Here is a 13,105-nt window from a genome sequence, read left to right on the forward strand (position 1 = left end):
CATGCTCCGCGAAAGGTTCGCTATGGGCACCATGCCAGGCGCCACTGACACAGCGTGGCCCTGCCTGGGATGGAGCCTCTGGGCGAAGTCCGGTGACGAGCTCGGATGGCTCAGCCTGCCGCAGCACATGCGGGACAGCGCCCGCATCGCCGGGCTGCTGTGGGACGACTGGGTCGCCCCAGGAGTCAAGCATCGCGTTCGCGATGACCTTCGCGTCGCCGACGACGCGATGCGCACCGTCGTGATGTGGCTCGCCGGCTCGCACGATGTCGGCAAGGCGGACCCCTTGTTCATCGACGTGCTCGCCGAGCAGCCGGAGTTCTCCCATCTGGCGGACAAGGCCTATGACGCGGGCCTGCCGCGCCACACGCATCCCCAGTTCCAGACCAAGCTTCCGCATTCGCACATCAGCTTCGTGGCGATCAGCAGATACCTGCGCCTTCAGGCTCGGATGCAGGGACCGGTGACGAAGCGGTTCGCCTCGATCGCGGGGGCACATCACGGCCTCCCTCCGGCGCACACCCAGGTGACCCACGCAAGTGACCACGTCAATCATCTGCCGGAGGCGTGGCAGACCCTGCAGTCCGACCTCCTCGAGGCTCTCAGCCAGGAGACCAGCTTCGACGAGGTCATACTCCAGCTGCGACGTTGCACGCTTCAGACATCGGTCCAGATGGTTCTGACCGGACTGGTCATCATGACTGACTGGATCGCCTCCAACGCCGAGGCATGCCCGATGACCCTCTCGGGCCAGGACGATGGCCCGAATCGGGCGCGCACGGCGCTGGCCTCGGTGAACCCCGGGCTCCCCTGGCGCCCCGAACCTCCGGAGGTCGATTCGGCCGCAGCTTTCGCCTCGCGCTTCCACTGGCCGGAGGGGCGCACGGCGCACCCTGCCCAACGGGCCGCCGTCGAGCTGGCCTCCTCCGTGCGGGACGGCGACGGCGCGCTGCTGACGATCGAAGCACCCATGGGCCAGGGCAAGACGGAGGCCGCGCTGCTCGCGACGGAGATCCTCGCCCGACGCAGCGGCGCCGGAGGAGTCATGGTCGCCGCTCCGACGATGGCCACCGCCGACGGACTGCTGCAGCGCGTCGCCGCATGGGGCCGCGACGCCGTGGCCACGGACACTCCCGCCTCGCTGTTCCTCGGGCATTCGAAGAGCCACCTCAACACCACCTTCCGGCGACTGCCGCGGTTCCGCGACATCGAGGACGATCGCACCGGACAGGTCCTGGCCCACGACTGGCTGCGCGGACGGAAGAAGGGGATTCTGGCCAACCTCGTGGTCGGGACTGTGGATCAGGTCCTGTTCTCGGCGCTGCTGAGCAAGCACATGATGCTGCGCCACCTCGGCCTCGCCCAGAAGGTGGTCGTCATCGATGAGGTGCATGCCTATGACACCTATATGTCCCAGTATCTGCAGCGCGCGCTGACCTGGCTCGGCGAATACCGAGCACCTGTGGTGCTGCTTTCGGCCACACTTCCGGCGTCGCGCCGCCGAGAGCTCATCGATGCCTACCGACGGGGTCTCGACCCCGATGCCGCGCCCTCGGCGGGGCCGGACACAGGGGGCCACTACCCGATTCTGACACTCACGACGGATGAGGGAACCACGACCGCCTCCACGGAGAGCGACCCGACGAATCAGCACGTGGAGCTCGACCTCCTCGACGACGACGAGGAGGCGCTGCGCGAGGCGCTGCGCCCGCTCGTGGAGGATGGTGGATGCGCAGCCGTCGTGTGCTCCACTGTCGATCGAGCCCAGGAGACCTATCGTCTCGCCCGAGAGCTGGTCGGCGACGATGCTCGACTGCTGCACTCGCGCTTCATGGCCTCACAGCGGGTGCGGATGGAAGCTGAGCTGTTCGACGAGCTGGGGCCGAAGAGCACCCGGGATGACGGACGCCCCCGCCGTCGGATCGTCGTCGCGACACAGGTCATCGAACAGTCGCTCGACCTCGACTTCGATCTGCTGATCACCGACATCGCACCCAGCGATCTGATTCTGCAACGCATGGGGCGCCTCCATCGACACGCGCGGCCCCACGGAGAGCGTCCCGAATGGGCGGAACACCCCCGGACCCTGATCCGGGGATATACCCGACTCCCCGCTGCGGAGACGGCCCCGGACTTCGTCGAGACCATCGAGCTCATCTACCCCCGGGCGCTGCTGCTGGCCAGCACCAGCGCTCTGCGGCTGGAGCACGGCGCCGGCGAGGTGACGATCCCCCCAGACATCCCGGGTCTCGTGGACCGGACCTATGAGAACCCTGACGTACCCGACGCATGGCGGGACGACTTCGACCAGGCGCGAGCCGAACACGACGCCGATGAGCAGGAGAGCGCCCGACGCGCTCAGGCCTTCCGCCTGCCCGAGCCCTGGCAGTCTCAGACGCTGACGGACCTCTTCCAGGCGCCGGCCGGCGACATCGACCGGGATTCCTGGGGCGAAGAACGCGGGATGGCTCAGGTGCGGGACACCGACCCGACGGTCGAAGTCCTGCTGGTCAAGAAGGGCATCCATGGCTACCGCCCCTTCGATCCGGACACTGCTGGCTCGGGCTCCGACTTCGAGATCATGCCGGAGGCCGTGCCGGAGGACCATCAGGCTCACACCATCGCCGCCAGCTCGGTCCGTCTCCCCCGTGCTTTCTCCCGCCCGGATCGCTTCAACGCCGCCTTGGACCAGCTCGAGACCGAGACCGACCCGGCGTGGCACCACTCGTTCACGCTCAAGGGACAGCTGATGCTGGCCCTCGATGAGGCCAATCAGGCAGTCCTGGCCGACCGGTGTCTCGAGTACGACCCCGAGCTCGGTCTCATCGACCATTCGCGCACCGCGCCCGACCCGCAGGAGTGACCATGGCACCACCCGACGCACCTCCACCCGGACCGACGTCTCAGAGCTTCAACCTGCTGGATCGTCCTTGGATCAGCTGTCTGATGCTCGACGGCACCACGACTGATCTCTCCCTGACCGATGTGTTCCGCTGCAGTGCCGAGATCTCGCGCATCAGCGGAGAGAGCCCTCTCCAGGCAGCGGCGATCCTCCGCGTCGTCCTCGCCGGCTTCTGGCGTGGTCACCTCACCCGGGGAGACCTCTCCTCGCGCCGCACAGATGCCGACGTATGGTGGCTAGGCCTCTTCGACGAATCCGATACGCCGGATCTCCATGAACCGGTCCTGGACTACCTCGAAGGGCACCGTCCGCGCTTCGACCTGCTCGACAGCTCCGCGCCGTTCATGCAGGTCGCCGACCTGCAGAAGATGGACGGCAGCGTCTTGGAAGTCAGGCGGCTGGTCCCCGAGGCCGAATCCGACTACTTCACGATGCGCGAAGGCGATGGGCGCGAGGTCCTGGATCCTGCCGAGGCTGCGCGGTGGCTCATCACGGCGCAGGCCTACGACTATTCCGGCATCAAGCCCGGCGCCCTCGGCGACCCGCGGGTGAAGAACGGGAAAGGTTATCCGATCGGCCCCGGCTGGACCGGGCAGGTCGGTCTGGTCGTCCTCCACGGCGCGTCCTTGGCCGAGACCCTGCTGCTCAACACCTCCCCGGCGGCGATCCGACAGGCTCCTGACGAGGAGTCGGACCTCCCCGCCTGGGAGCGCTCCCCACACAGCGCCGTCCCGCGGCACGAAGAGGCCTCGACTCCGACCGGACCCTGCGATGCGGTGACCTGGCAGTCGCGCCGAATTCGGCTGCATCTCACCGACGGACAGGTGACCGGAGTCCTGATCTCCAATGGCGACCGGATCGTGACCAAGAACCAGTTCCAGGACCCGATGACGGGCTACCGACACAGCGCCAATCAGTCCTCGAAGTCGCAGGACGTCTTCATGGCCCGAGAGCATCGCGACGAGCTCACCGTCTGGCACGGCGTCCCCGCACTGCTGGTGCGCGAAGGCGTGGTCCCGACCTCGGAGAAGACTCCCCTGGATCGACAGCCGGCGACCGTGGAGTGGCTACACCGGATCGGCCGTGAGGACTTCCCCGAAGGTCGACTGGTCCATGCAGAGCTGGTCGGAGCGGTGTACGGAGCCCAGCAGGCCACACACGCAAACACCATCAGCTCCACCGTACCGTTCCAGCTCAATCTGCTGACAGCGGGCGACTCCGCTCTGGCCAAAACAGCCGTCGACTCCATCACCGCGGCCTTGGACGCGACGCGTGCTCTCGGACAGTTCTCCGGCACTCTCGCTCAAGCCGCCGGCGGCGACTATACCTTCAACCCGAGCGCTCGACATTCAGCTCTGCACGCTCTCGACGCCGCCTTCGCAGGCTGGCTGGTTCACCTGGGCCCGACCACGGACCTGGCGGCCCATCAGGCCCGATGGCAGCGCACCGTCCGAAGCGTCGTCCTCGAGCACGCGAAGGTCCTGCTCGTCGGCACCAGTCCGACGGCGATGACCGGCCGGCTGGTCGGTGCGGAACGACCGCGCCTGGTCTCGGCGTCCACTGCGTGGTCTCAGCTGATGCGCCGGCTCAGCGAGAGCCTCCCGCACGCCGCTCCCGACACCACTCCACCTGCTGAACAGGAGAAGACCCATGTCCACTGACACCGCCCCTGCACCTCCCGATGCTGCCGACGTCGCACCGGATCTGGCTCGCATCACCTCGGCCGCCGTCCACCGGCTCCAGAGCCAGGTGACCCAGGACAACGCGGGGCGGAGCGGCGGCGGCCGCGCCCTGGTGGCCACACTGCGGAACGCCGCCGGGTACGCCCCGGCCGACCACATCCGCGCGTGGACTCTGATGCTGGAGGAGATCCTCCCTGCTTTCCCCGAACGATGGCTGCGGTCCGATGAGCCCAGCCGCGAGGAATGGGCCGCCTTCACCGCTATGACGCACTGGGCCCTGCACCAGCAGTCCCTGAGCCGACCGATGCATGTCTCCGGACAGCGCCGACATCAGAATTTCGGCTACGCCGTCGGACAGCTCGCCCGCCGACGAGATAGTGCCTCTATCAAGAGCCGGTTCGATGCGCTGCTCCTGAACCCTGGAGAGAACGCGGTGCGCCATCACCTGCGCAGCATGGTGCAGCTTCTGCGCACGGAGGAGATCCCCACCGACTATGGCCGTCTTGCGCAGGACCTCAGCGACCTGACGAGGCGCGACGGACGGCGGCGCGTGGCGCTGCGCTGGGGCCGCGGGTACGCCCGAGGCGCCTTCGCCACCGCGGACGACGGCGACGCCGCAGACTCCTGACCTGACGACACCTTCACATCCCCGGTCATCTCCACGACGAAAGGCACACCATGTCCACCTTCATCGACGTCCACGCCCTGCACACGCTGCCACCGAACAACATCAACCGGGATGACACCGGAGCACCCAAGACGGCGACCTTCGGCGGTGTGCCGCGGCAGCGAGTCTCCTCGCAGGCGTGGAAGCGCGCCATCCGCAAGGACTTCCCCGAATACCTGTCACCCGATCAGCTCGGCACCCGCACCAAGCGGGTGGTGGAGAAGACCGTGGGGAAGCTGCAGGAACTCGACCCCAGCTGGGAGACCGGCCGAGCAGCAGAGGCCGTCGAGGCCGCCTTCCAGGCGGCAGGCATCAAGACGAACCGTCCGAAGCCCAAGGACGGCGAGGAGGAGGCGCTGGGCGAGACCGGCTATCTGCTCTTCCTCAGTGCACATCAGATCGAGCGGCTGGCCCGGAGCATCATCGATTCCGACGGGGCCAAGCCGAGCAAGAAGGACGCCAAGAAGCTGCTGGACGAGGAGCACAGCGTCGACATCGCGATGTTCGGCCGCATGGTCGCGGATTCGCCCGACTTCAACGTCGATGCCGCCGTCCAGGTCGCCCACGCGCTGAGCGTCGGCCCCGCCGAGCCGGAGTTCGACTACTACACCGCCGTGGACGACGTCGTCGAGGACGCTGAAGAGACTGGGGCCGGGATGATCGGCACTGTACAGATGATGTCCTCCACCCTCTACCGATACAGCACTATCGACATGACTCAACTCGAGGAGAATCTGGCCTCCCGGGAGGCCGCTGCCGAGGCTACGAAGGCGTTCGTGCAGTCCTTCATCACGTCGATGCCGACGGGCAAGCAGAACACCTTCGCGAACCGCACGATGCCCGAGGCCGTCGTGGTCTCCGTGCGTTCGGACCGCCCCGTCTCCTGGATCAATGCCTTCGAGGAACCCGTCGCGGAGTCGCCGGGGGAGAATCGCCGCGTCCAGGCCGCAGAGAAGCTGGCTCGCGAAGCCGCTGACCTCGAGACCGTCTACGACGCTCCGGCGGAGAAGACCTGGGTCATGGCCATCGGGTCGCTAGCGAACGCGTTGGCGGAGGTCGGCAGCCCGGTCAGCAGGAACCAGCTGCTCGACGAGCTCGAGGAGGCACTGGCCGTGGAGGAGACGGCATGACTTCCTTGCTCCTGAGGCTCCGAGGACCCCTCCAGGCCTGGGGTTCCTCGAGTCGCTACAACACCCGTGACACGCAGAGTGAGCCGACGAAGTCCGGAGTGCTCGGGCTGCTCGCCGCAGCTCAGGGGCGACGCCGGTCAGACGCCGTGGAGGACCTCGCCTCCCTGACGTTCGGAGTCCGAGTGGACCAGCCCGGCTCCCTGCTGCGTGACTTCCAGACGGCGATCGACTGGCGGTCTGGAAAGTCTCAGCCGCTCTCGTACCGCTACTACTTGTCCGATGCGCGGTTCGTCGCGGCAGTCTCGGGCGACAACACAATGATCAATGCTCTCGAAGGTGCGCTCCGCTCCCCGAGGTTCCCACTCTACTTGGGCAGACGATCCTGCCCGGCCAATCCCGACGTGCTCATCGGACAACACGAGGGCGACGTGGAGGAGGCTCTGCAGGCGGTCCCGTGGCAGGCGTCCCGAACGCACCGCAGGACCCGTGCACGTGTCACGCACCTTCCTATGCTCCGTGATGCAGCTCCCGGAGAGGCCGGCGACGCTCGACGGGACGTCCCTGTCAGCTTCGATCGCGCACACCGGAAGTATGACTGGAGGACCGTGGTCGCCGGGGCAGCTGTGGAAATCGACAACCCCGACGGATCAGAACCCGCTGATCCCTTCTTCGAGGCGGTGCAAGCTTCATGACATGGTTCACCACACTCGCGCTGAATCCGCTGCGGCGGGACGCCCGCCGACTGTTTAGCAGTCCACAGGCGATGCATGCCGCAGTGATGGGAGCTTTTCCTCCAGAAGCTGAAACCGAATCGGCCGACGGTCGAGTGCTGTGGCGTGTAGACGAGGGAGACGGCACCCGCACGCTGTATGTGGTCTCCCCTGAGAAACCCGACCTCGGCCATGTGGTCGAGCAGGCGGGCTGGGAGACCAGCCCCGCAAAGTGTGCCGCCTACGGGGCCTTCCTGAATCAGCTGACGAGGGGGCAGCAGTGGGGCTTCCGTCTGCGGGCCAACCCGGTCAAGTCTCTTCGCCAGGGCGACGGTGACCGAGGCAAAGTCGTCCCCCATGTCACCGTCGCCCAACAGATCGAGTGGCTGGTGGGGAAGTCTCAAGGACTCGGCTTCGACGTCGCAGATCCTCTCGGCGAGGATGCCTCAGAGAACGGGCCCAGCCTGACCGTCACGGCACGAGACGATCGTCGTTTTCGCCGAGCAGATCGGGATGGACAGGGATGCGGTCGTGTCACTCTGCGCCAGGCTCAGTTCGACGGCATCCTCACCGTCTCGGACGTCGCTCAGCTCCAGCGTGCCCTCGTGTTCGGGATCGGACGCGGCAAGGCGTACGGATGCGGGCTGATGACGCTCAGAAGGATCTGACATGTCGATCCCCGGAGTTCCCCCACCTGTGCCGACGGAACTGCTCCGTGCCGAGGACCGATTGTCGTTCGTCTATCTCGAACGATCTGTCATCCATCGCGATGAGAATGCCATCACCTCCACCGACGATGAAGGGACCATCCATCTGCCGGCCGCCGGACTCGGATGTCTCATGCTGGGCCCTGGCACTCGCATCACCCATGCTGCCGTGTCCTTGCTGGGTGACTGTGGAGTGAGCGTCGTGTGGTGCGGAGAGCAGGGCGTCCGGTTCTATGCTCAGGGAGCCGAGACAGCGCGGAATTCCGCGCTGCTGCAGCGCCAGGCGGCTCTGGTGTCCAACACGCGGAGCCGCCTGCGCGTGGCACGGGCGATGTACCAGATGCGTTTCCCGGGAGAAGACGTCTCGAAGCTCTCGATGGATCAGCTCCGCGGGCGAGAAGGGGCTCGGGTACGGAAGATCTATCGGCAGCATGCCGAACGCACGGGGGTTTCCTGGTCAGGTCGCCGCTATGAACGCGACAACTTCGACGCCAGAAATCCCATCAATCAGGCCCTTTCCGCGGCGAATGCGGCGCTCTACGGCGTCGCACAATCCGTGATCACCGCATTGGGATGCTCACCCGGGCTCGGATTCGTGCACTCGGGCACATCTCGATCATTCGTCTATGACATCGCCGACCTCTACAAGGCGGAGACGGTCATTCCGGCGACTTTCGACACGATCGCTGCAGGCGAAGAGACACCCTCGACTGCCGTTCGTCGTCGCCTGCGTGACCTGATCGTCTCATCCGATCTTCTCTCCAGGACAGCACGAGATATCCAGGGACTGCTCATGATGGAGAAAGTTTCTGAAGCCGACCTCTGGGATCGAGACCGTGATGACTTGAGCCTCTGGGACCCACACGGTGACGTGAAGTCTGGCGTGAACCATGGAGGCTCATCATGATGGTTCTGGTCCTGACTGCCTCCCCACCGGGCCTTCGGGGAGACCTCACGAAATGGCTGCTGGAGATCAGCCCGGGCGTCTTTGTCGGCAATGTCAACAAGCGCGTCCGCGAGAAGCTCTGGGCCCGGGTGCAAACCATGTGTCAGGAAGGACGAGCGCTGCTCGTCCATTCGAGCACCAACGAGCAACGACTCGAGTTTCATGTCCATGATCACAGCTGGCAGCCAACCGACCTCGACGGCATCACAGTCATGAAGCGCCCGACCAAGCGGCGTACTGCACAGACCCGGACCGGATGGAGCACCGCACGCGGCCAGAGGCGTGCTCGACGTGCTTCATGGATGCGCCGCTACGACGGAGGCAACGACGAAAGTGCATCTGAAACTCCCTGACTCTTGCTAACATCGCAGGTCAGGAAGTGTGCTCCCCGCCTACGCGGGGATGAGCCGCATCATGACCCGCACACCACAACACCTGATCTGTGCTCCCCGCCTACGCGGGGATGAGCCCGACATGATCACCGACCTTCGCTTCATGGCGGTGTGCTCCCCGCCTACGCGGGGATGAGCCCGCGACTGCTATCGGGCGGCTGGCATCCTCCGGGTGCTCCCCGCCTACGCGGGGATGAGCCGTGCCCTCCGAGTGTCGAACGAGTATTCGACATGTGCTCCCCGCCTACGCGGGGATGAGCCCTGGTACGCACCAGACGCGGACGACGACGGGTTGTGCTCCCCGCCTACGCGGGGATGAGCCGCGTGCGTGTGCTGCCTGGGTCGTTTGCGGCGCGTGCTCCCCGCCTACGCGGGGATGAGCCCCTTGGCGGCATGGAGGGTCCGATGGTCCCGCAGTGCTCCCCGCCTACGCGGGGATGAGCCGACGCGTTCAGGAGGGACATATGAGCAGCCCCAGTGCTCCCCGCCTACGCGGGGATGAGCCGAAAATGTTCTCGGTGCCGGGCTCCAGGACCACGTGCTCCCCGCCTACGCGGGGATGAGCCAGCCCGTCCAGGCCGTCGATGAAGTTGAAGGCAGTGCTCCCCGCCTACGCGGGGATGAGCCGTTCTATGACCAGTACGGGAATTGGGAGCAGACGTGCTCCCCGCCTACGCGGGGATGAGCCGCGCCCCCCATCTGCCGGGCCATAGCCTTGTTCGTGCTCCCCGCCTACGCGGGGATGAGCCCCCCCTACCGCGGCTGACCGCGCACCCGCACTACGTGCTCCCCGCCTACGCGGGGATGAGCCCGGTGCGCCCGGCTGGATCGACTCCCGTAAATGGTGCTCCCCGCCTACGCGGGGATGAGCCTACACCTGCGAGCGCGCCGAAGTCACCGGCGACGTGCTCCCCGCCTACGCGGGGATGAGCCGTTCACGACGGCGAACTTCCCGAGGATGATGTAGTGCTCCCCGCCTACGCGGGGATGAGCCGGCCAGCGGTCAGGGCAATGCCCTTGAAGTCGAGTGCTCCCCGCCTACGCGGGGATGAGCCGCCGACCCAGTCCGGCAAGTCGCTGTGGAAGGCGTGCTCCCCGCCTACGCGGGGATGAGCCCCGCACCGCCGCGAGCCTCGGTTACCACATCCAGTGCTCCCCGCCTACGCGGGGATGAGCCATACCCGGAGGACCACTGGCGGTTCCCTGACGAGTGCTCCCCGCCTACGCGGGGATGAGCCCGTCAGGGTGATCTGCTCCCAATGCAACAGCAAGTGCTCCCCGCCTACGCGGGGATGAGCCCGGGTGGGTACGCGGCCACGACTACGGGACCGGGTGCTCCCCGCCTACGCGGGGATGAGCCGCGAGAGTCGAATACGCGTCGCGCCACGTGATCGTGCTCCCCGCCTACGCGGGGATGAGCCGCCTCCGAGCGTGAACAGCAAGCCCAAGCCCATGTGCTCCCCGCCTACGCGGGGATGAGCCTTCCCGTACTGGTCATAGAACCGCTGGATGTCAGTGCTCCCCGCCTACGCGGGGATGAGCCCCCATCGACCAGCGCCCAGACGACGAAACCGCCGTGCTCCCCGCCTACGCGGGGATGAGCCCACGGCTCAGACGTTGGTCGCTGATGCTCCACCGTGCTCCCCGCCTACGCGGGGATGAGCCGTGAGTAATGATCGTCGCATCCGGTGAGGCGTTGTGCTCCCCGCCTACGCGGGGATGAGCCCTCGTCCATGACCACACGGAAGTGCTTCGCGTCGTGCTCCCCGCCTACGCGGGGATGAGCCCGATCTCCTCCATAGCGGCCAGGAGATGGGACCGTGCTCCCCGCCTACGCGGGGATGAGCCTGATCACTGTCACTGTCAACGGCACCAAGTACAGTGCTCCCCGCCTACGCGGGGATGAGCCCAGGCGACCAAACACGAACTCGGAACCGACCGCGTGCTCCCCGCCTACGCGGGGATGAGCCCGCCGCGTGGGAGTTCGCCGCACAGTGCGGCGAGTGCTCCCCGCCTACGCGGGGATGAGCCGAGCACCATCTCGAACCTGTGGGTTGGTCGCCGGTGCTCCCCGCCTACGCGGGGATGAGCCGGCTTGGCAGGGCGGCAAGGAGCTCCTGGGCAAGTGCTCCCCGCCTACGCGGGGATGAGCCGATGTGTTCCTGCGCGGCGCAAAGTACGGGCACGTGCTCCCCGCCTACGCGGGGATGAGCCCGAAGCGCTCGAAGCGCAGGAGACCGCGGTAGCGTGCTCCCCGCCTACGCGGGGATGAGCCGACACACGCATCCGAGTTCGGGCGCTGCTGGCCGTGCTCCCCGCCTACGCGGGGATGAGCCCCGCGCGGTACGCGTCCGCCTCCTCTCGGCACAGTGCTCCCCGCCTACGCGGGGATGAGCCCCGGGGCACCAGGTCGGCCAACGGGTTCTCCATGTGCTCCCCGCCTACGCGGGGGTGAGCCCAGTGGCGCGGGGCAAACCGCGCGAGCTGTTCAGTGCTCCCCGCCTACGCGGGGATGAGCCTCGACAGGCACCGGCCCGCCACGCTGGGAGACCGTGCTCCCCGCCTACGCGGGGATGAGCCCCGAAGCAGTCGGGTGCACGCCCGGTCCCGTCGGTGCTCCCCGCCTACGCGGGGATGAGCCGCTCTCGAACGGCGAGCACGTGCTGACGGCGGAGTGCTCCCCGCCTACGCGGGGATGAGCCGAGAACGCCGAGCTGGCCGACATGCACACGAAGGTGCTCCCCGCCTACGCGGGGATGAGCCCCAGTGATGAAAGTCTTCTCGATGTCACGAGAGGTGCTCCCCGCCTACGCGGGGATGAGCCGGCAGGCTTCAGAGCTTCCCAAATCTTGACCAAGTGCTCCCCGCCTACGCGGGGATGAGCCGCTGCCAAGCCATCTCCGTCGCAGTAAGAGTCGGTGCTCCCCGCCTACGCGGGGATGAGCCGCGGACATGGCACGCGCACTGAAGAAGCTGAAGGTGCTCCCCGCCTACGCGGGGATGAGCCCTCTCTGGAGGTGAAGGCGCAGTTGACGCCGGAGTGCTCCCCGCCTACGCGGGGATGAGCCGTGACTACCGGATCACCACGGAGAAGTGACGCAGTGCTCCCCGCCTACGCGGGGATGAGCCCCGCTGGATATCCTGGCGCGCACGCGCATCCTGGTGCTCCCCGCCTACGCGGGGATGAGCCCAATTCGCCAAATCTTCTTAGTCCACTTGACGAGTGCTCCCCGCCTACGCGGGGATGAGCCCTTCATCCCCACCCCGTGGCCGTCGCTGAACGAGTGCTCCCCGCCTACGCGGGGATGAGCCGATCTCCATGATGACGACCTCGGGCACCTTGGCGTGCTCCCCGCCTACGCGGGGATGAGCCGCAGATCCCCGGCATCATCAGCCAGGTGAAGGGGTGCTCCCCGCCTACGCGGGGATGAGCCCGGTCCACTGCTGGGCGCCCTTCTGCACCACCAGTGCTCCCCGCCTACGCGGGGATGAGCCCACCTGGACGCTTGCCCACGCCCTCGCCGCAGCGTGTGCTCCCCGCCTACGCGGGGATGAGCCCATGCTGTTGATGTTCTGGGCGCGACCATCCTTGTGCTCCCCGCCTACGCGGGGATGAGCCGTCCAAGGGCAAGGCCAGTACCGGCGGGTCGAAGTGCTCCCCGCCTACGCGGGGATGAGCCGACCCCGACCTCCTCCAGCAATTCAGAGACGCAGTGCTCCCCGCCTACGCGGGGATGAGCCGGTGACGGTGAAGGGCGCGATGAATAGGCCCGTGTGCTCCCCGCCTACGCGGGGATGAGCCCTCTCCGGGGGAGCTGTCGGCGACGATTGATTCGTGCTCCCCGCCTACGCGGGGATGAGCCGTTCCTCCGTTCGAATCGGAGGTCGGCGACTGGGTGCTCCCCGCCTACGCGGGGATGAGCCGGCGTGGAAGGCCGGCGAGCGGGTCAACGATGAGTGTGCTCCCCG

At 67.0% G+C, this 13,105-nt stretch carries 8 protein-coding genes and 1 CRISPR repeat array; all 8 genes read left to right on the top strand.

Features of this window, described 5'->3' with window-relative positions:
* Positions 1-22: 22 nt before the first annotated feature.
* Genes cas3 through cas2e form a run of 8 tightly spaced genes read left to right on the top strand, consistent with a single transcriptional unit; the run spans position 23 to position 9,097 of the window.
* Complete coding sequence (cas3, locus tag GCL72_RS08030; RefSeq protein ID WP_170289594.1) at positions 23-2,863, top strand: CRISPR-associated helicase Cas3'; 2,841 nt, start codon at positions 23-25, stop codon at positions 2,861-2,863.
* Between the two features lie 2 nt (positions 2,864-2,865).
* Positions 2,866-4,563, top strand: coding sequence for a type I-E CRISPR-associated protein Cse1/CasA (gene casA, locus GCL72_RS08035; RefSeq protein ID WP_153144180.1), 1,698 nt, complete (start codon positions 2,866-2,868; stop codon positions 4,561-4,563).
* Positions 4,553-5,212 (top strand): type I-E CRISPR-associated protein Cse2/CasB, encoded by a 660-nt coding sequence (gene casB, locus GCL72_RS08040; protein ID WP_153144181.1) that lies wholly within the window; start codon positions 4,553-4,555, stop codon positions 5,210-5,212. Before casA ends, casB begins: the two co-directional genes overlap by 11 nt.
* Positions 5,213-5,262: 50 nt before the next feature.
* Positions 5,263-6,381, top strand: coding sequence for a type I-E CRISPR-associated protein Cas7/Cse4/CasC (cas7e, locus tag GCL72_RS08045; protein ID WP_153144182.1), 1,119 nt, complete (start codon positions 5,263-5,265; stop codon positions 6,379-6,381).
* Complete coding sequence (gene cas5e, locus GCL72_RS08050; RefSeq protein ID WP_153144183.1) at positions 6,378-7,073, top strand: type I-E CRISPR-associated protein Cas5/CasD; 696 nt, start codon at positions 6,378-6,380, stop codon at positions 7,071-7,073. The genes cas7e and cas5e overlap by 4 nt, the downstream gene beginning before the upstream one ends.
* A complete protein-coding gene (gene cas6e, locus GCL72_RS08055; protein ID WP_153144184.1) occupies positions 7,070-7,759 on the top strand; it encodes a type I-E CRISPR-associated protein Cas6/Cse3/CasE in 690 nt (229 codons plus the stop codon). Before cas5e ends, cas6e begins: the two co-directional genes overlap by 4 nt.
* A 1-nt stretch (position 7,760) precedes the next feature.
* Positions 7,761-8,705 (top strand): type I-E CRISPR-associated endonuclease Cas1e, encoded by a 945-nt coding sequence (cas1e, locus tag GCL72_RS08060; RefSeq protein WP_153144185.1) that lies wholly within the window; start codon positions 7,761-7,763, stop codon positions 8,703-8,705.
* Entirely contained in the window at positions 8,702-9,097 is a 396-nt protein-coding gene (cas2e, locus tag GCL72_RS08065) for a type I-E CRISPR-associated endoribonuclease Cas2e (protein ID WP_153144186.1), read from the top strand. The genes cas1e and cas2e overlap by 4 nt, the downstream gene beginning before the upstream one ends.
* 28 nt (positions 9,098-9,125) lie before the next feature.
* A CRISPR array of direct repeats spans positions 9,126-13,060; the repeat unit is 28 nt; unit sequence GTGCTCCCCGCCTACGCGGGGATGAGCC.
* The last annotated feature ends 45 nt before the right edge of the window (positions 13,061-13,105 follow it).

Origin of the sequence: Nesterenkonia halophila, assembly GCF_009467795.1 — a bacterium.
Taxonomy (GTDB): domain Bacteria; phylum Actinomycetota; class Actinomycetes; order Actinomycetales; family Micrococcaceae; genus Nesterenkonia; species Nesterenkonia halobia.